Raw genomic sequence first — 18,488 nt, forward strand, 5'->3', positions numbered from 1 at the left:
CGCAGACACCACGCGGCGGCATCTGAAGCGATCCAGAACTGCCAGCGTCGACCAATGTTCCACGCCCGCGTGTATTATTTGGATGATCTTGCCAAGGACGGCCGGGCCTCCGAACCAATCACCCGCCGGCTGACCCGTCATTGAATTCTGCGGCTCGGACGGCGCATGTCAGGGACGACGCAAGCCGAGGACGAGGCTGGTCAACGTAGCGGTCGCGCAAGCCACTGCAACCAGCGTCACGATCCCGGCGGAGTTGCCTGTACCAAATGGGTCGACGTCTTTCGATGGCAACTCACCTGTCGCAGGCACGTCCCCGTGCGCCAGCGCGCCCAGATCCGATCTGCTGCCGTGCCGAACCGAGTAGGCGCGCGTGAATTCCGCACCGAGAAGAAAAATTTCCGCTGAATAGTAGACCCACAACAATATGACGAGGAGACCGCCGGCGGCTCCGTAGGACGACGCGATGGCGCTGGAGCCGATATACCAGCCAATAAACGATTTTCCGACAGTGAACAGAAAAGCAGTGACGACAGCACCGATGCCGACATCGCGCCATGTCAAGTTTCGATCGGGCAGGATTTTGTAAATCGCGGCGAACATCATCGAGATCAGCACGAACGACGAGACCAGATTGATGGCGGCGAGGATCAGGGCGCCAAACGGCATGTGAGCGTTGATGATATCGCCTAACACCGCGATCGCCGCGCTGGCCGCGAGCGATACGAGCAGCATGAAACCCAGTGCAGCGACCAGGCCCAGACTTGCCGCCCTTGCACGCATAAGGCGCGACAACGAAACACCCTGCGGTTCAACCTTCCATATCGTGTTCAGCGACTGCTGCATCTCGCCAAAGACACCTGAAGCGGTTACGAGCAAGGTGGCGATGCCGATCAGCGCCGCCAAGGTCCCGGACGATTTTCGGGACGCGCTTGCCAGTACGCTCCGCAGGAGGTCTGCGCTTTCCGGCCCCATCAGACCCGACAGTTGGGCAGACAAGGCCACTTGGGCGGCCTCGTGACCGAAAGCAAGGCCGGCGATCGCGACGACGATGAGCAGTATCGGCGCCAGTGACGTCGTGGCGTAGAACGCAATCGCAGCGCCGTGGCTTAGCGCATTGTCGTTGACAAAGCCCACGGCACTTTCGCGCACCAGGTTCCAGGTGTCCGTGATCAGGGGTCGCATGGTCGAGACCGTAAGCCGTGCCTGCAATGGCGTTCACTAGCAATGCGCGCGGACTGCCTATGTTCCCGTTGCCGGCGATGTGGTCACTTCAAATGCGCCTCGCGGCCGATGCCAACATTGCGCTGCTTTCGCATACGGCCAGGCGACAACCGCGTCATCCTCGTCGCTTTCCCTGAATCCGATGCGGTTCGGCTTCGCCTGTCATCTGGGAGAGTTCGGTCATCGGACACAGCAAACGCGGCCGCTTCGGATCGGAGATATCGAGCATATCCCAAGGGATGCGATAGAAGCCATCGCGCCGCCGCAGCCTGAAAAGATCGAGCAATGCCGAGCCGATAGAGAAAGCAGAAAGCCGCTCCAGCGCGGCATAGATGCCAACGTGAAATTCGGTCACCACGAGATCGCCGCCCACCTGTTCGGCGTGTATCTCCTCTATATGGCCTACGCTTTTGCCGCGTAGCGACAGCACGCGCCTGCCGGCAAGATGTTCGAGGTTGACGGTGGTGGTCATGCCTACGCCCCCGGTATGCGACCGATGAAATGATCGCGCAGCCAATCCTGCCAGTCGAAGATCGACGTCTCGCGCCCGTCGATGTCGAACTCGATCTCGAGCCCGATATCGCGCACCTTCTTCCAGGAAATCCGGTGCGGCTCGCTATGGCGGTCTCCCCCAAGCCACGCGGCAAGCCGGGCTGCCCAGCGACCGGGCCGTGCGCCGAGGCGACGCGCAAGGGTGATCGAGCCGAGCTCGGCCGCGACAATCCGGGGCGGCTTTCCGGGCCGCAGCTCGGCAACCAGCCCGTCGACCTTGCCGATCTTCACTCCCTTCCGGTCGAGTACTTGTTTGTCGAGGACATCGCGCAGCAAGTTCATCATACGTCTCCGAATATCTGCAGCGGAATCGTCACCACCGCGAGCACGAAGGCGAGCGTGATGATGAAGATGACGGCGGCGTTTGAGACGATGCCGTTGCGGTGCGCGCCGACATAGCGCTCGTCGTTGAGCAGAAAGAGGAATGGAACCACGGTCAGCGGCAGGCTGGCGGCCGTTAGCGCCATCGAGAATATGGTGAGCTTGAGCGGGTCGAGTCCCAGCATGATGGGAATGGCGGCCAGAAACAATGAAACGGTATAGACGGTGCTGAACCCGGGATCGTCACGCGGTTTGAGATCCTCACCCCAATCCCAGCCGAAACCTTGCGCCACCAGATAGGCCTGTTGCAGCCCGACTTCGACCGCCGCGCCGAAGCAGGCAATGCCGAGCGAAGCGACGAACAGCACAAAGCCCCAAAAGCCGAATATCGGTATCAGCATCAATGGCAACTGATGATAATCATCCACCTGCACGATGCCATTCGTTGCAAGCACGAGCGCGGATACGATCAGCACGCTGACCGAGATCGTGCCGCCGAAGGTCATGCCGAGCCAGGCAATCGCCCTGTTGACCCCAAGATAGCTCTTGTCCCATTTGTCCTCGATCGCTCCCGAGGAATAGAACATGAACAGGTATGGCGATATCGAAGCACCCAGAATGCTCACAGCCATGAACCAGTAATTTGCCGCGTCGTGCGCTGGCAAAGAAGGCACTGCGCCAGCCGCGACCGCCTTCCAATCCGGCTTCAGCATGACCGCGCCGACGACGAAACACAGCGTCACCAGACCGAGGATCGAGACGCCTTTCTCGATGAGGCCGAACGTGCCTTTCCAGAGCATCAGCCATGCCAGCAAGGCAGCCGGCAGTGCCCACCACTGAAAACCGATGCCGGTGGCCAGTTCCAGCGCGATCGAAACGCCGCCGATCTCTGCCGACATCACCAGGAAGTTGACCAGCAAAGTCGCGAGCAAAGGCCACAGGAAAACTTGGAAGCCAAACCTCTCCCGAATTCCGTCGGCAATCGTGTGCTGGCTCACAGCGGCAAACCGCCCGGCCATCTCGACGAGAAAAATGATGCAGAACGTGCCGAGAACCACTGCCCATATCAGGTGGAAACCAAAGGTCGCGCCGGCCTGGGCGGCAGTCGCCATCGACCCCACTTCGAGAAAGCCGCCAACGCTGGTAACGACGCCGAGCGATATTTCCAGAAGCTTCTTCATGGTTTCGGCGCAAAATATCTGGCGTAAGCGGCAGCCAGGGCGCGGGCAGCCGCCTGAGCGTCGTCCTGTGCGTTTCGCACCTCGGAGCGACTGCCGGTTTGCAGCCCCGCTTCGCCCCGCGCGACCGCTTCAGACATCCGGCCCACGGCGGCGGCCAACGCGGCCTGTTCGGCAGGTTCGGCTGATCCGGCGGACCTGAGTTGCGACTGGACGTCGGCAAGCGTCTTGCCGACGGATTGCAGGGTGCGGAGCGTATATCGGGACGGCGCCTCGCCTGCTGCCCAGACATCAAGCGTCATCGCCACCGTCTGGGCCGCCGATGCGGCAGTTCGCGATTGCTGGTCGATCTGATCGGAAGGCGAACATGCGGTGCAAATCGCAAGCGTCAGCAACCACATGGGGCCAAGAGGGCCAGCTTGGCCTTTGCCGTCGATTGCAAGGCATTGGATGCGCCACACGGTAAGCTCCCCGCGCCAGAGACAAGCATCCGGCGTTTTGCCTTGACCTAGCGCGCCGCGACAGTGCGTCAACGGGACCGAAGTCCTGCAGGCCCTCGTATCGGGCCTGGCAAGTCGGCCTGTAGCCTGAACACCCGTAGCCAAGTCACATGACGGAGGAACAATCGTCGCTGCGGCAAGTTGGATCGTTGCAATACATCGTCAGTCGCTTGGGCAGGGAAAGAGACGAAAATGACTTCGGAATCGCGTCGCTCGCCACGCAAACCGTATGGCGGACCGGCCGGCGGCTGGGGCTCCGCAAAATCTGTCACAGCAATCACGGTCCAGGAACACGTGCCTCTCAAAGGGCCGAAGCTGCTGGCGGTGCAGAACAAGCCGGAAGGCTATATGTGCGTCAGCTGTGCCTGGGCGAAGCCGGCCAAGACGCACCCGCTCGAGTTCTGTGAGAACGGCGCGAAGGCGACGGCTTGGGAAGTCACGTCGCGGCGCGCCGGCCCAGATTTTTTCGAGAAGCACACTCTGGGCGAACTGGAACGCTGGGCGGACCATGATCTGGAGGAACAGGGGCGGTTGACCCATCCCATGCGCTGGGATGCAGCCACGGACAGGTACCTACCGGTGGCGTGGAGCGAAGCATTCGCCGAGATCGGACGGGAACTGCGTGCGCTCGATCCGCGGCAGGTCGACCTCTACACCTCAGGGCGCGCCTCGCTCGAGACCAGCTACATGTATCAGCTGTTCGCTCGCATGTATGGCAGCAACAATCTGCCCGACAGTTCGAACATGTGCCACGAAAGCTCGTCGGTGGCTCTTCCCGAAAGCATCGGCGCCTCTGTCGGCACGGCTATCCTGTCGGACTTCGAAAACGCCGACTGCATCTTCTACATCGCCCAGAATGTCGGAACGTCGTCGCCTCGCCTGCTCCACGATCTCCAGGACGCGGTCCGGCGCGGCGTCAAGATCGTCACCTTCAACCTGCTTCACGAGCGCGGACTGGAGCGCTTCGTCAATCCGCAGTCGCCCGTCCAGATGCTGACCGGAAAAGAGACGAAGATTTCATCGGAATATTACCAGGTCAACAATGGCGGCGACATCGCGGCACTGTTCGGAGTCTGCAAGGCGCTGATCGAAGCCGACGACATTCTGAAGGCCTCCGGCACAAGCATCGTTGCGGGAGAGGATGGCACGCCGAAAGATCCCGGCAATGCGGCAATGGTCGCGTTCGCGGCCTCAATGCGCGCAGCCGACAAGAAACACGTGCTCGACCACGATTTCATCAACCAGCACACGACCGGGTTTGAAGAATTCGCCCAAGCGTGCCGTGGTCATCGCTGGGAGGAGCTGGAGCGCGTTTCCGGCCTCAGCCGCGACCAGATGATGCAGGCCGCTGCGACCTATGCCAACGCCGATGCAGTGCTGTCCGTCTATGGCATGGGGCTGACGCAACATCTGATGGGCGTCCAGAACGTCCATATGGTGTGCAATCTCGCCTTGCTGCGCGGCAATATCGGCAAGCCCGGGGCTAATATCTGCGCCGTGCGTGGACATTCCAACGTGCAGGGCCAGCGCACCGTCGGGATTACGGAAAAGCCGGGTCTCGTCCCATTGGACAAGCTCGCCGAGCTGTATGGCTTCCAACCGCCGCGCTGGACCGGCCACTCGACGGTGGAGACATGCGAAGCCATCATGAATGGCCAATCCCGTGCTTTCATCAGCCTCGGCGGCAATTTCCTGAAAGCGGTCCCAGATACCGACGCAATGGAAGAGGGATGGCGCAAACTGCGCCTGAGCGTTCAGATCGCGACGAAGCTCAACCGTAGCCATGTCGTGCATGGCGAGATCGCCTACCTGCTCCCCTGTCTGGGGCGTATCGAAGTGGACGAACAGGCGACAGGCCCTCAAGCGGTCTCCATGGAAAGCTCCATCGCCCATTTCCATGGGTCGCGCGGCCAGGCTCAACCCGCGAGCACGGAACTCCTTTCGGAACCGGCCATCGTCGCCGGCATCGCCAAGGCCACGCTCGGTGACACCAAGGTTCCATGGGACGCCTGGGTCGGCAACTATGCCGAAATACGGGACGCCATCGAGCGCACCTACCCCGAAACCTTCAAGGACTTCAACAAGCGGCTTTTCAAACCTGGCGGCTTCGCCAGGCCGTTGCCGGCGCGCGAGCGCAAATGGGTGACACAAAGCGGCAAGGCGAATTTCATCACGCCGGAAAGACTTTTTCCGGAGCTGGGGACTGAGCGGAGCGCCGATGTCCTCCATCTCGCGACGCTTCGCTCCAACGATCAGTTCAACACCACGATCTACGGTTACAGCGACCGCTTCCGCGGCATCAGCGGCACGCGCCGGGTCGTGTTCCTGAACCGAAAGGACATTGCGCGTCTGGGGCTCGCCGAGGGCGAGAACGTCGACCTGACGACAGCAATCGACGCGGCGACAGCTCGCACGGTGACCGAACTGAAGGTCGTCGCCTATGACATCCCGAAAGGTTGCTGCGCGGCCTATTATCCAGAGACGAACCCGCTGTTCCCGCTGGCTCATCACGACCCCAAGTCGAAGACGCCTTCCTACAAACTCTTGCCGGTCCGTCTCAGCCGATCGCCCACCGCTCCGGATGGTTGAATTTCAGAGCGGTATCCTTCCACCAGGACCGCTCTATCTCTTTGTTTAACGCAATTCCTGGCCGAACCGCTTAGTCGTTCCTGGAATTGCTCTCGGGCGGAGGGCCGCTTGGCAGAGAAGGTTTCCAGCTTTTCGAAGGCAGCGTTCGCGCTGGCGGGCCTTCTGTTCTTTGCCGCCTCTGGCGCCATTCTGGGGTGGTTCGGGGAGCCGAGAGAGCTTCGCCTCGACCCGCCCGTCGCGGCCGATCTCGACCGCTTCAAACTGATGCCCAACGGCATCAGCGGATCGCCACCTGAGAGTTACTTCGCAATCGGCAAACCTTATGAATCTGACGCCTGGAACCTCAGCCAGGGCAAGCGGCTTTATGCGTGGTTCGGTTGCGGCTCGTGCCATGGCGACGGCCGTGGCGGCGTCGGTCCCTCCTTCCTCGATGGCTGGTGGCTTTACGGCCCCGAAATGGTCTCGATCGTCGCCTCCATTCGGGACGGCCGCCCGCATGGCATGCCAGCCTTTCGCGACCGGATGACCTCGGAACAGATCTGGCAGCTTGCAGGCTATGTGCAGACGATCGGGTCCTACAAGCCGAAGGTGGCCGCGCCGAGCCGCAACGACGACAAGCAGACCCGCCCGGCCGAGAATCGCGGTCCGGCGAAAATACTCTTCGACGAAGGGCCGGCGGGCGTTCACCCGGACCAGGGGCCGACACCTTGAAGACGCACCGCGCCCTCCCGCTATCCGTCCTTGTCCTCGCGTCGGGCTGCGGCGGCTATCAGTCGGCGCTCGGCGCCAAGGGCGGCCCGGCGATCCATGTCGAGCACCTCATCGTCGGCATCGTCGCGGTATGCACGGTCATCTGGATCCTTGTCATGATCATGCTTGGCTTGGCGCTCGTGCGTGCACGCCGCAGCGTTGTGAGCCAAGAGACCGGATCCGAAAAGCCGCTGACCGTGGCGGTATCGGCGGCGATCGCCGCGACCGTCGTCATCATCGCCGGGATGACCATCGCCAGCTTCTACACCACGCGCAACATCGGTCTTCCCGACAGCACCGCCCTGACCATCACCGTACGGGGACAGCAATGGTGGTGGCAGGTCTTTTATGCCGATTCCCCGGCAGGCCCTGGCTTTCAGACCGCCAATGAAATCCACATACCCGTCGGCAGGGATGTGCGGCTTCGGCTCGAAAGCCCCGACGTGATTCACTCCTTCTGGGTGCCGAGCCTCGCGGGCAAGCAGGACCTTGTCCCCGGGCGGTCCAACAGCTTGCTGCTCAGGGCTGAAAAGCCGGGCGTCTATCGCGGGCAATGTGCGGAGTTCTGCGGCCTCCAGCACAGCCACATGGCCATCCTGGTGATCGCCGAAACGCAGGCCGCCTTTGAAGGCTGGGCCGCAACCCAACGCCTGGATGCTGCCGGGTCGGCCGATCCCGACATAGCCGCCGGGCAGGCGTCGTTCATGGCAAAACCCTGTGCTGCCTGCCACACGGTCCGCGGCACGCCTGCCGGCGGCACGACCGGACCTGACCTCACGCATGTTGGCGGCCGGCGGACGATCGCCGCCGGGCTGCTGGAAACCACCCGCGGCTCGCTGGCGGCCTGGATAGCCGATCCGCAGACGCTCAAACCCGGAAACAACATGCCGATGGTTCCGCTGACCAGCATCGAGCTGCGAAATATCTCCGCCTATATGGAGAGCCTTAAATGACGCAGGATGGCGACGGGCTCCGTGACAGTTCAATGGAAGCGTCCGAACTCCACCGTCGCCTCACGGCGATCTGGTCGACGCCGTCCGGGCTGTGGGGCGCGCTGTCCACGGTCGATCACAAGATCATCGGCCGGCGCTACGTCACCACGGCCTTCGTCTTCCTGGCCCTGGGTGGGGTGCTGTCGCTGTTGATACGGCTGCAACTCGCGCAACCCGAAGCCCGCTTCATCGGCCCGGATCGCTACAATCAGATCTTCACGATGCACGGCACGAACATGATGTTCCTCTTTGCCGTGCCCGTCATGCAGGCAATGGCGATCTATCTCGTGCCGTTGATGGTGGGAACGCGCAACATCGCCTTCCCCAGGCTCAACGCGTTCTCCTACTGGGTGTATCTCGCTGGCGGGCTACTGCTCTGGATCGCTTTCGCTGTCGACACCGGTCCCGATGTCGGGTGGTTCGCCTATGTACCCCTCGCCGGCCCGGAGTACGGCGCCGGAAAGCGGGCCGATATCTGGGCGCAGATGATCACCTTCACCGAGGTATCGGCCCTGGCCGTGGCCGTCGAAATCGTCGTCACCGTCTTCAAGCAACGCGCCCCGGGCATGTCACTCGACAGGATTCCGCTGTTTGTCTGGTCGATGCTGGTCACGTCGTTTCTCGTCATCATGGCGATGCCAGCGATCATGGTCGCCAGCTCCTCCCTTATCCTGGATCGCCTGGTAGGTACGCATTTCTTCAACCCCGCCGAAGGTGGCGACGTGCTGTTGTGGCAGCACCTATTCTGGTTCTTCGGCCACCCGGAAGTCTACATCATCTTCCTGCCGGCGGTGGGGATGGTTTCGACCATCGTGGCGACATTCACGCGGCGGCCCGTGTTCGGTTACCTGGGCATGGTCATGGCCCTGATCGCCACCGGCGTCCTGGCGTTCGGGCTATGGGTTCATCACATGTTCGTCGCTGGGCTGCCGCGCCTCGGGGAGAGTTTCTTCACCGCTTCAAGCATGGCCATCGCCGTTCCGGCGGGGCTACAGATCTTCTGCTGGCTGGCAACGATGTGGGCCGGCCGGCCCGTGTTCAAGACGCCGTTCCTGTTCGTCATCGGCTTCATGGTCATATTCGTCATCGGCGGCCTGACCGGGGTGATGGTGGCCTCCGTTCCCTTCGACACGCAGGTTCACGACACCTATTTCGTCGTCGCCCATTTCCACTATGTGCTGGTCGGCGGCGCGGTGTTTCCGTTGCTGGGCGCGGTCTATTACTGGTTTCCGAAGTTCACCGGGCGAATGATGAGCGAGACGCTTGGCCGCTGGATATTCGGCCTGATCTTCACGGGGTTCAACCTGACTTTTTTCCCCATGCACATTCTTGGCCTGCAAGGCATGCCGCGCCGCATCTACACCTACCAGCCGGAGATGCCCTGGTCCGGTTTGAACCTGTTCATCAGCCTCAGCGCCGCCATCCTCTCATTGGGTTTCCTGCTGTTTTTCGTCGACGCCATACGCAGCGCCAGATCAGGATCCTTGGCGCCAGCCAATCCTTGGGGCGCCAGGACGCTGGAATGGGCCACCTCGTCGCCACCGCCCTCCTACAATTTCGCGCGGCTGCCGGTAGTGGATCGCCACGATCCCTTGTCCGATGACATCGAAGCTGTGCCGGTCGCCAGCGGACTGCGGGTCGACCGCCGGGAACTGCTGACCAGCAGCGTCGTTCACGCATCGCCGGAAGCGCGTGAGGCGTCGCCCGGAGACTCCATCTGGCCCCTATGGGCGGCACTTGCCACCACGCTGATGCTGATCTGGTCGATATTCAGCCCGTGGGCCGTCGTCTGGGGCTCGATACCGCTGGGGATCACGCTCATCGGCTGGTTCTGGCCGAAAGGCGTGCCGGAGGACGAAGCATGAAGGAAAAAATCGTCATCGATCTCGCCGATCTCCCACCGCATGGCCTCGGCTCCGCCAGCCAGAGTTGGTGGGGAACCCTAGCCTTCATGCTGATCGAAGGCACCGGCTTTGCCCTGGCCATTGCTGTCTATCTCTATCTGATGAGCCTGGCGCCGCTGTGGCCTCTGGATACCGCACCGCCTGACCTTTTGGCGGGGACGATTCTTACGGTGTTCCTGGTGCTGAGCGTCCTGCCCAATATCCTCGTCAATCGCTGGGCGCGCCAACAGGATTTGCGCAAGGTCCGCATCGGGCTGATCGTCATGTCGCTGGTCGGCATTGTGCCGCTGATCCTACGCGCCTTCGAATTCCCCGCGATGCACATCAAGTGGGACCAGAACGCCTATGGCTCGATCGTGTGGGTCATGCTCGGCCTCCACACCACGCATATACTGACCGATGTGGTCGAGACCCTGGTGCTGACCTGCCTGATGTTTTCACGACACGCCGACAATCCGCGCCGCTTCGGTGACGTCAACGACAATGCGATGTACTGGAACTTCGTGGTCGCGACGTGGTTGCCGATGTATGCCTGCCTTTATTGGGTCCCACGGCTTTGACCAAAACCTGGCTAAGACACATCGGACTTCTGCTTCCCCTCGCGGCCTGGGGGCTCAGCACCCAGCTTGGGCAGGTCACGCCCTATTTGGATTGCCGGCAGAATGTCTCTTGGACCGCGATCTTCTGCGGCCTTCTGATCGTCTTCGCGATCGCAGGCATCGTCGTGTCGCGAGTTGGATTGCCGGGACTGGGAAAAACCGGGCGATTCGTCGTCGATACCGGCTTCCTTATCGCGCTCGCCTTTTTGTTCGCGCTGGCCCTGCAGGGGACGGCCGCAATGGTGCTGGACCCATGCCAACGCTGATCCGCACGTCAATCCTGTTCATGGTCGCCACTCCGGCCATGGCGCATGGCGACGAGACGCATGGTGCTGGAGGGTCCTGGACGTTCGATCCATGGATCGTCACGCCGCTCGCGGTCCTCGCTATACTGTTTGGACTGGGCGTGACAAGGCTGGCGTGGCGAACCAGACGGCCCGGCGCCACGCTGATCAGTGCGCTGCTTTATGCCGGCGGCTTGCTGACGCTCGCCGGCTCGCTGATGTCCCCACTGCACTGGCTGGGGGAACATCTTTTCACCTTCCACATGATCGAGCATGAGGTCGTCATGGCCGTCTCGGCTCCGCTGATCGTCTTCGCGCGGCCGGCCGGAATCCTGCTATGGGGATTGCCCAGGCGCGCGCGCCACATGGCTGCTGCGGCAATGCGCTCGCCCCTGCTGCGACGGCCATGGGATTGGTGCACGAGCGCGGCGAATGCGACGATCCTTCACGGCGTGGCCATCTGGGCGTGGCATGTGCCGATCCTGTTCGACACGGCCGTGACAGATGCGACCCTGCACCGGCTCCAGCATCTCAGCTTCCTCGCCACGGCGATACTGTTCTGGTGGGCGATGGTCTGGAGAAGCGACCATGGGGTCGCCGCATGGCATCTGTTCGTGACCATGATCCACACCAGCGTGCTCGGGGCGTTGATGGCGTTGGCGCCGCGCGTGCTCTACGTCGCGCAGACGCAGACGGCCATGGCGTGGGGACTGACACCCCTGGAAGACCAGCAACTGGCGGGCATGATCATGTGGGTGCCGGCCGGCACCATCTATGCGGGTGTGGCAATGGTCATGCTGGCGCTCTGGATCCGTGGCTCAGGCGACAGGGGGATGCAAAATGCCTGACCATCCTGCCTTTATCTCCGGCCCGGTCGGCTTCATCGCCGTGACCGTTCTTGCTGCGTCGGCCGCGCTTGTCGCGACGAATGTCGTGCGCGACAACAACACCAAGGCGGCCACCGCCAGGATGATGACCGGCGGCAATGCCGACCATGCTCCAGAGATTTTCCGTCGCTACGGTTGCTCGGGTTGCCACACCATCCCCGGCATAGAAGGTGCCGACGGCCAGACCGGCGCGCCGCTGACAGAACTATCGAAGCGCGTATACATTGCCGGCGTGCTGGAAAACCGTCCCGACAATCTCGTCGCCTGGATCGTCTCGCCGAAAACCTTCTCTCCCCGAACGGCAATGCCCGTAACAGGAATCTCGGAGCGAGAAGCCCGCGACCTGGCCGCGTATCTTTACGCTCAATGACACCTACCCGGCGCGCCGGCCTGGCGGATCCTGGTAGTCGTAGACCGGAAAGCAGATCGACCCGCGACGGTGGGGCCTTACGGATGCGGCGTGGCTACGGCCGACAGGGCTTTGATGTAGCGTGCGATCGCCCGACGGTCGCTGTCGGGCAACATGGCGGTGTTCTTCACGACGTCGGCCATGGACGATCCAACCCGGCCGAGATTGGGCGTCTCGCCGGTTTCGAGCATGGTGGCGATGTCATCCTCGGTCCATTCGCGCAGTCTTGCCTGGGTGATGTTGGGAACGAAGCCGGTGCCTTGCGGGTCGACACCGCCCGCAAACCGCGTATCCGGTTTGATCGCACCGAAAACGTTGCGCGCGGAATGACATTCGGCGCAATGAGAGACCGTTTCAACCAGGTAGGCACCCCGGTCATGCACGGGATCTCCAGTGAGGTGGCTGGCGTTCTGTCCTTGGCGAAAAAACATCAGCTTCCATAGCCCGACGGACCGGCGGATGCGGAAAAGAAGCTTCGGGCGGTGCGGCGGCGCGCGCCCGGCCACTTTGGGGAGGGTCCGTAAATAGGCGTACAGATCTTTTACATCCCCCACCTTCATCCCGGTAAAACTCGTATAGGGAAATACCGGATAATAATGCTCCCGCGAAGGCGAGACGCCGCCGATCAACGCGTTCGCAAGATCCGCGACCGTCCACGCCCCAATGCCGTCCACTGGATCGGGGGAGATATTGGGCGGCCGAAATGTGCCAAAGGGCGAGGCGAGCGCCAAGCCGCCTCCGAGTTTCAAATCATCGGGTTGCCCGGGAGTTGTATGACAGGAAGCGCAGCCACCCGCAGCGAACACAAGCTGGCCGCGCGCTGCATCGCCGGCCTCAGAAAACAACGGATCATCAGGCGAATACGGCGCCTGAACTTCGGTCAGATACCACAAAGTGGCCGAAGCGAGCCCCGTGGCCGCCAGAACCGCCACAGCAAGTGTAGGCCAAGAGGGCAGTCGCATTGGGACTTTTCCGCCGTATCCGCGCACGGCCGGATCTGTGCAGGCCGTCAGCGATCAGCTGAAGGGCTCATCAGGGCCGGACTTGCTGGTTTTTCGTGGATCGACGGCGGCAGCCTCCCGCTGCAGGTCAGCGAAGTCGACCGTCGCCACCACCGTGCCATGTTCGTCGCGCGCACGCACGGCCCATCCGAGCGGCGCTTCGCCCCGTGACAGTGCGTCTTGCCACAGGTCCTCGGCGGAGCGTTTGCATTCCTCAGCAGTTGCCTGAACGCTTGGAAACGACAAGCCGGTTACCGCGCGGATCCGGCCCTTTTCCTGGTATTCGAGGGTGTACAGGGACGCCTCCCGGTTGTTGGGCTCGGAGGGTCCGTTTGGGGCGCCGTCCTCGAATTGGGCCGCATGGAGCAGCATGACCTTGGCCCTCGCAATCAACTCGCCGTCGGACAGGGTCGTCGGGGCGTCCAGGGTCACTGCGATCTGTTCGCCTCCCTCGCCCTGGAACTCCACCACCGGAGTGCCGGCATGGTCGACAGTGGTAGCCACGATTTGCATGCGATCCTCCTGCTACATCTGGTCGTTGTAAAGCGTCTTGGTCTTGCCTACCTGCCGGGCCAACTCGCCGAATGACGGGACTCCGGCTTCGATCGCGTCCCGTTGGCGGGTGACATATCTTCGTAAACGCGCTCATCGCTGGTCACGGAGGCTTCGGCCTTGCGCAAAGCCACATCGATGTCATCGACCGACAACATGCCGCGATGGACGAGCGCGTTGTTGATTGCCGCGACCGCCATCATTAGGCCTTCGAGTTGGAGGTTCGCCGCGTTCATGTCCGATCCTTGACGTAGGCGCCGGGCTGACGACCCGATTTCGGCGCCTTGGCGTCTTTCGAATGCTCTGAAATGGCCGGCCCAGCGCCGGAGACTTTCTCCGTTGCCGGAGACGGCGTGGGATGGCGGCTCTGCCTTACCGCCGAGCGAGACCCGGGGACCGGAGCGGCTGGGACCTTGTCTGAGGGCATCACGGGACTCCTTGAATTGGCCTATCGAAACTTCCTATGCGAACGGAGGTTCCACCGTCGAAGCGGCAGCATTCTGCGTGTCGGCCGTTACCAAGGCCCGCTAGCGTAGCACGCCGGCCACGATCCCCAACTCGAGAGCCTCCCTGGCGTGGATGTAACAGTTTTTGGTCGCCCGCCGATAAAGCTCATCGGGGCTGAGCGTGCTTCCGGCGACGAGTTCCGTGAAGCCCTCCTTCTCCAATTGCTCCGCTGTCTCGAGCAAAGCCAGCTGCTCGCGAATGATCTGGATGCAAGACTTCATCGGGCCGTTAAGGGTTATGTTCGTCTCCATGCGCCGTTCATGCACAAGCAGAACCGCGTCCTCGGTAAGGAAGCGGCACGGCTTCGGGAAAGCGGCAAACACAGTCACGCCAGCCGAGTAGACATTCGTCTTGCCGACGCAATAAGCATTGCGGCCGCTGTGGCGACGAAAGAGCCGGACCTCATGAGCTATGCGTCGCGCCGCGTCGGCATCGCCGCCATTGGTGTTCAGTTCCATCAGCATGTCCTGGCCACTATCGCGCACGTCTTGTAGGCGCCCAAGGAAGAAAGGCACCGTGCCCTCGTTGATCAGGCCGTTGATGGAAATGTTGGGCTCGAACAGCAGCTGCCGTTGGCTCGGGCCCTGGCCCGACGGCATTGCCTCCTCACGTGCGCCCCGCTCGGGTCGCGCGTCTTCATGGATAGTCATGTAGCGTTCCTCGATCGAGCCAATCAGGCCGCTTCTTGCAGGGCCCTTTGATTGACGCCCGCATCACCGAGCTTCGTCAGCGCTTTATCCGTCGCCTTCTCTTCCTTGAGCGTCTGCTCCAAAAGCGGAACCGCATCCTTCAGGCCAAGCAGGCCCGCCCAGGTCACCAAGGTCCCATAGCGGGCGATCTCGTAGTGTTCGACGGCCTGCGCTGCGGCTGTGAGCCCGGCATCGAGGGCCGGCGCATTCTCGAACTCCTCCAGGATCTCCTGCCCTTCCTCAAGAATGCCGTCGATCGCGGGGCAGACCTTGCCTTGGGCTCGCTTGCCGAAAATGTCGAAGACCTGCTGCAGGCGTTCAACCTGGGCCTCGGTTTCATCCCGATGCTTCTCGAAAGCGGCGGTCAGTTCGGCGGACTCCGCGCCCTTTGCCATCTTTTTGAGGGCGGCGAGTATCTTGCGCTCAGCGTAGTAAATGTCCTTCAGGCCGTCGTAAAACAGGTCTTCCAAGCCTTTTCTTTCTGCCATCTCTCTCTCCTGCTCCATTGGGCGTGCCAGGCACGCTGCAATCCAACCACCAGGCTGCCGGTTTGTTCCTCGTCGGCGCCCTCTTTCTCGGCACGTAGCCTTCCGCCTTAAGCTGAGGTGGCTGGCTCACAAGGGGCTATTGGAACCATGATGCCGGGGAGAAGTTCGGCGGCAGGAGGTATCATCATGTTCCCGACCAGAAGAACGCCATCCGAAGATCGAGGCGATGTCCAGGCAGGCAAAACGCATGACAAGACGCCCGGCTTCGACCCCGCGGCAGCGCCCTTAGAAACAGATGCGGAAGCCGCCGACACACCGGGTATCGCTGCTGCGGCTCCCTTGCGCGAGCCGGATTTCAACAACCAGGCTACCTTTGCCAATGCAATGCGACCGGTGGAAAGCGCGCCGCGCCCGCGCCGGAATTGGCCGTTACTTGTCATCGCCGCGGTCGTAGTTGTAGCAGCGGCGATTTTCGGCATCGCCGCATCGATGGGCTGAACGTTCCGCACCGATCAATGTCAGCGGTCATTCTGTCGCCGCTTTCGCTCGGCTTCGATCTCTTCGGGTTCCTTGTCGTCGATCTTGGCTGTCGTGCTGTCCGCCTTCGCAGAGGCGCGCAGCAGCTCGTCGAGCTTAGCATGCAAGGCTTGAGTGTCCCGATGCTCGGCGCGCTGTATGAACAGCGTCATCGCCCAGGTCGCCAGCGTCGCCACACCATGCCAGTCGAGACTGCTGCGTTCGAAAACCAGCCAAAGTCCGGTGTACGCAAAAAACACCAGAAAGGCGTACGGTCGCGACGTCACCGTACCGATCTTGGTAATGGCGCTCCTCACTTGATTGTTTGCCATTGTCATCGATCTCGAACGTCGCGCTACAAAGTCGACGACTCATCAGAGGCAAGGCCGCTTCCGACTTCCGCAACAAGCCTCACCGGAACTTTCAGAGTTGCACCTTGGCATTGTCGCCGACATCGGGCTTGGCCCCGGAAACTGCGGCGAAAACCATTTTCGCGGTGGCCATGACAAGCCCTGGGCTGTCCCACAATTCGCCTTCGTCCGGCGTGACCTTGATAAGCCTAATTTCAGGATCGCTGGCGCTTTCCCACCAGGCCTTGTCGGTCTTTTCCCAGAGCTCCGCGATTTTGCCTCTGTCGTTTGTCACTGCGGCCGACCCCGAGATCGTAACGTATTTGTAGTGGCTGCTGTCGCTCCAGGCCAACGTTACCTTGGGATATTTCGCCAACTGCTTGTTCTTGGCGCTGTCGTCATTGACGAGGAAATAGATGGCGCCCTCTTCCCTCCTGACGCGCGCCGAGAGAGGACGGGCGCGATTGTATTCCCCGTCCCACGTCACAAACATGCAGATGTCGATATCTCTGGCGAGCTCCCAAATCCGGTCCGTGGCCTGGACCGGGGTCAGGTCGCTATCTTGCTCTTGATCGTGGGTCATCAGTTGTCCTTCGGAACAGGGTGATTTGCTACAACTCCGGGAGGGTCTCGGCGTTCCACTTCAATCGCCGAGCGATACCACGCGGACCGGAGCCAACCCGGCCCATTCCATCCGGGAACCCTCATCCCAATCGAGAGTTCTTGTCGGGCGAATTCACCGTTTGAACATGGCAAGAGACGTGCGGCCGAGCATCTTTGGAACGCGATCTGCTATCAGAAAGGCGGTCGCCGCCCGGACAAAGCTTGGTCGCTGGCTCGATAAACTCAAATATCTTGCGGTTGCCATCACCGCGGGTCTGGTCACGCTGGCGGCGATTAACCTGATGCCGAATCCACGGGCGCTGCGCACCATCGTCCCACACGTTTTCGATGCCGAGGATCCCGCATTCGCAAGGAGCATGAGCAGCTATTCAAACGGACAGATGTTCGATGCAAACGCCGTACAGACCCTGGTCAATGGCGACGAGATCTTTCCCGCGATGCTGCGAGCGATCCATGCTGCTCATTCCAGCATCGATATGGAAACCTACATCTACTGGTCGGGAACAGTGGGCTACGACTTCGCCATGGCCTTGGCTGCGAAGGCGCGAGATGGCGTCGAGGTTCGCGTGCTTGTCGACTGGGTCGGCAGCCTGCCCTTCGACGAAGACTTGATCCACGTCATGACCAGCGCCGGAGTGCGGTTTCAGCGTTATCGACCCGTCCATTGGTATACGATGGATCGGGTGAACAATCGAACCCACCGCAAGCTGCTCATAGTCGACGGGAAGATCGCATTTACCGGAGGCGTCGGGATCGCCGACAACTGGCTGGGAGACGCACGCAACCCGAACGAGTGGCGAGACACCCACTATCAGGTAGAAGGACCCGCCGTATCCGCCTTCCAGGCGGCGTTCGCCGAGAACTGGCTCGAGGCGGCAGGCGAAACTTTGCAGGGAGAAAAATTCTACCCGCCTTCTGAACCCGCAGGATCACTCAGCGCTCAATTGATCCTGGCTTCCCAGCCGAATGGTTCGGAAGACATGGAGTTGATGATGTTGGCCGCCATGGCTGCCGCCAAGGATCACCTGCGGATCGGAATGGCCTATTTCGTTCCGGACGACATTGCGATCCTGCAAATCTTGGACGCCAGGAAAAGAGGGGTCGCGGTCGACGTCATCGTGCCCAACTCGCTGACGGATGTCCCTATCGTGCGAAAAGGCTCGCGCTATTTCTGGGGCGAGTTGCTCAAAGCCGGGGTGCGCATCCACGAGTTTCAACCGACAATGTATCACCCCAAGCTGTTAATCGTGGATGATGTGTGGGCCAGCTTCGGCTCGGCCAACCTGGACGAGCGGTCACTGCGTCTCAACGACGAGGCCAATCTGAACATTTACGGCAAGGATTTCGCACAGACTCAGATCGATCTGTTCAACCAGGACCTTGGGCGGTCGAGGCAGATCCGTCTTGAAGAGTGGCAAGCGCGGCCGTGGACTGAAAAGGTGACGGATTGGTTGTCGAGCAGACTGCGCTCGCAGCTGTAGCGTCTGTGCAGACAAGCCGCACTAGTATGCCTCTGATCGAACGGGTGAGGCAGTGAACCTATGGCGAAGCATCTCTTCACGCTCAATAGCGCCT

Annotated in this window: 21 protein-coding genes and 1 pseudogene; 10 read left to right on the forward strand and 12 right to left on the reverse strand. The window is 61.5% G+C overall.

All coding sequences use genetic code 11. The annotated features are described in order from the left end of the window. Positions 1 to 168: 168 nt before the first annotated feature. From EN804_RS02920 to EN804_RS02940, 5 genes are all read right to left on the reverse strand, one after another. Positions 169 to 1,182 (reverse strand): YihY/virulence factor BrkB family protein, encoded by a 1,014-nt coding sequence (locus EN804_RS02920; protein WP_127280191.1) that lies wholly within the window; start codon positions 1,180 to 1,182, stop codon positions 169 to 171. A 154-nt stretch (positions 1,183 to 1,336) separates the two neighbouring features. Further along, on the reverse strand, positions 1,337 to 1,693 hold the full coding sequence (locus EN804_RS02925; RefSeq protein ID WP_127869438.1) for a hypothetical protein: 357 nt from the start codon (positions 1,691 to 1,693) through the stop codon (positions 1,337 to 1,339). A gap of 2 nt (positions 1,694 to 1,695) precedes the next feature. Continuing rightward, positions 1,696 to 2,055: a hypothetical protein gene (locus EN804_RS02930; protein ID WP_135918665.1), complete on the reverse strand. Its 360-nt coding sequence runs from the start codon at positions 2,053 to 2,055 to the stop codon at positions 1,696 to 1,698. Further along, complete coding sequence (locus EN804_RS02935) at positions 2,055 to 3,275, reverse strand: divalent metal cation transporter (protein ID WP_135918666.1); 1,221 nt, start codon at positions 3,273 to 3,275, stop codon at positions 2,055 to 2,057. The genes EN804_RS02930 and EN804_RS02935 overlap by 1 nt, the downstream gene beginning before the upstream one ends. After that, positions 3,272 to 3,733, reverse strand: a complete 462-nt coding sequence (locus EN804_RS02940; protein WP_245511607.1) for a hypothetical protein — start codon at positions 3,731 to 3,733, stop codon at positions 3,272 to 3,274. Before EN804_RS02940 ends, EN804_RS02935 begins: the two co-directional genes overlap by 4 nt. Positions 3,734 to 3,964: 231 nt before the next feature. Between EN804_RS02940 and EN804_RS02945 the strand changes: the two genes are divergently transcribed. From EN804_RS02945 to EN804_RS02980, 8 genes are all read left to right on the forward strand, one after another. After that, positions 3,965 to 6,361: an FdhF/YdeP family oxidoreductase gene (locus EN804_RS02945; RefSeq protein ID WP_135918667.1), complete on the forward strand. Its 2,397-nt coding sequence runs from the start codon at positions 3,965 to 3,967 to the stop codon at positions 6,359 to 6,361. Positions 6,362 to 6,511: 150 nt separating this feature from the next. Then, positions 6,512 to 7,072: a cytochrome c gene (locus tag EN804_RS02950; protein ID WP_127869720.1), complete on the forward strand. Its 561-nt coding sequence runs from the start codon at positions 6,512 to 6,514 to the stop codon at positions 7,070 to 7,072. Beyond that, complete coding sequence (gene coxB, locus EN804_RS02955) at positions 7,069 to 8,064, forward strand: cytochrome c oxidase subunit II (RefSeq protein ID WP_135918668.1); 996 nt, start codon at positions 7,069 to 7,071, stop codon at positions 8,062 to 8,064. Before EN804_RS02950 ends, coxB begins: the two co-directional genes overlap by 4 nt. A gap of 32 nt (positions 8,065 to 8,096) precedes the next feature. Then, the gene (gene ctaD / locus EN804_RS02960; protein ID WP_189521814.1) at positions 8,097 to 9,968 is read left to right on the forward strand and encodes a cytochrome c oxidase subunit I; all 1,872 of its coding nucleotides are present in this window, start codon (positions 8,097 to 8,099) and stop codon (positions 9,966 to 9,968) included. Next, positions 9,965 to 10,567 (forward strand): cytochrome c oxidase subunit 3, encoded by a 603-nt coding sequence (locus EN804_RS02965; protein ID WP_127869445.1) that lies wholly within the window; start codon positions 9,965 to 9,967, stop codon positions 10,565 to 10,567. The genes ctaD and EN804_RS02965 overlap by 4 nt, the downstream gene beginning before the upstream one ends. Then, positions 10,564 to 10,872, forward strand: coding sequence for a hypothetical protein (locus EN804_RS02970; protein WP_135915520.1), 309 nt, complete (start codon positions 10,564 to 10,566; stop codon positions 10,870 to 10,872). The genes EN804_RS02965 and EN804_RS02970 overlap by 4 nt, the downstream gene beginning before the upstream one ends. Then, positions 10,860 to 11,738 (forward strand): cytochrome c oxidase assembly protein, encoded by an 879-nt coding sequence (locus EN804_RS02975; protein WP_135915519.1) that lies wholly within the window; start codon positions 10,860 to 10,862, stop codon positions 11,736 to 11,738. Before EN804_RS02970 ends, EN804_RS02975 begins: the two co-directional genes overlap by 13 nt. Continuing rightward, positions 11,731 to 12,147 (forward strand): c-type cytochrome, encoded by a 417-nt coding sequence (locus tag EN804_RS02980; protein WP_127279974.1) that lies wholly within the window; start codon positions 11,731 to 11,733, stop codon positions 12,145 to 12,147. Before EN804_RS02975 ends, EN804_RS02980 begins: the two co-directional genes overlap by 8 nt. Before the next feature lie 77 nt (positions 12,148 to 12,224). Here the strand turns inward: EN804_RS02980 and EN804_RS02985 are convergent, their stop codons facing one another. The 5 genes and pseudogenes from EN804_RS02985 to EN804_RS03010 all read right to left on the reverse strand — a co-directional run bounded on the left by EN804_RS02985 (position 12,225) and on the right by EN804_RS03010 (position 15,423). Then, complete coding sequence (locus EN804_RS02985) at positions 12,225 to 13,148, reverse strand: cytochrome c (protein WP_135880235.1); 924 nt, start codon at positions 13,146 to 13,148, stop codon at positions 12,225 to 12,227. A gap of 54 nt (positions 13,149 to 13,202) precedes the next feature. Beyond that, on the reverse strand, positions 13,203 to 13,700 hold the full coding sequence (locus tag EN804_RS02990; protein ID WP_135918669.1) for a hypothetical protein: 498 nt from the start codon (positions 13,698 to 13,700) through the stop codon (positions 13,203 to 13,205). A 12-nt stretch (positions 13,701 to 13,712) separates the two neighbouring features. Then, positions 13,713 to 13,975, reverse strand: a pseudogene (locus EN804_RS02995) (hypothetical protein). Between the two features lie 291 nt (positions 13,976 to 14,266). Further along, positions 14,267 to 14,845 (reverse strand): ATP-dependent Clp protease proteolytic subunit, encoded by a 579-nt coding sequence (locus EN804_RS03005; RefSeq protein ID WP_189524429.1) that lies wholly within the window; start codon positions 14,843 to 14,845, stop codon positions 14,267 to 14,269. 74 nt (positions 14,846 to 14,919) lie between these two features. Beyond that, positions 14,920 to 15,423: a ferritin-like domain-containing protein gene (locus EN804_RS03010; RefSeq protein ID WP_189524430.1), complete on the reverse strand. Its 504-nt coding sequence runs from the start codon at positions 15,421 to 15,423 to the stop codon at positions 14,920 to 14,922. 186 nt (positions 15,424 to 15,609) lie between these two features. Here EN804_RS03010 and EN804_RS03015 point away from each other — a divergent pair, with 186 nt between their 5' ends. Next, a complete protein-coding gene (locus EN804_RS03015) occupies positions 15,610 to 15,921 on the forward strand; it encodes a hypothetical protein (protein ID WP_127280082.1) in 312 nt (103 codons plus the stop codon). Positions 15,922 to 15,941: 20 nt separating this feature from the next. Here the strand turns inward: EN804_RS03015 and EN804_RS03020 are convergent, their stop codons facing one another. After that, entirely contained in the window at positions 15,942 to 16,277 is a 336-nt protein-coding gene (locus EN804_RS03020) for a low affinity iron permease family protein (RefSeq protein WP_348630714.1), read from the reverse strand. 85 nt (positions 16,278 to 16,362) lie between these two features. Next, entirely contained in the window at positions 16,363 to 16,872 is a 510-nt protein-coding gene (locus tag EN804_RS03025) for a pyridoxamine 5'-phosphate oxidase family protein (protein WP_127280084.1), read from the reverse strand. Positions 16,873 to 17,050: 178 nt separating this feature from the next. Here EN804_RS03025 and EN804_RS03030 point away from each other — a divergent pair, with 178 nt between their 5' ends. Beyond that, positions 17,051 to 18,394, forward strand: coding sequence for a phospholipase D-like domain-containing protein (locus EN804_RS03030; protein WP_246693349.1), 1,344 nt, complete (start codon positions 17,051 to 17,053; stop codon positions 18,392 to 18,394). The last annotated feature ends 94 nt before the right edge of the window (positions 18,395 to 18,488 follow it).

This window comes from Mesorhizobium sp. M8A.F.Ca.ET.161.01.1.1 (assembly GCF_004792105.1).
Classification (GTDB): Bacteria; Pseudomonadota; Alphaproteobacteria; order Rhizobiales; family Rhizobiaceae; genus Mesorhizobium.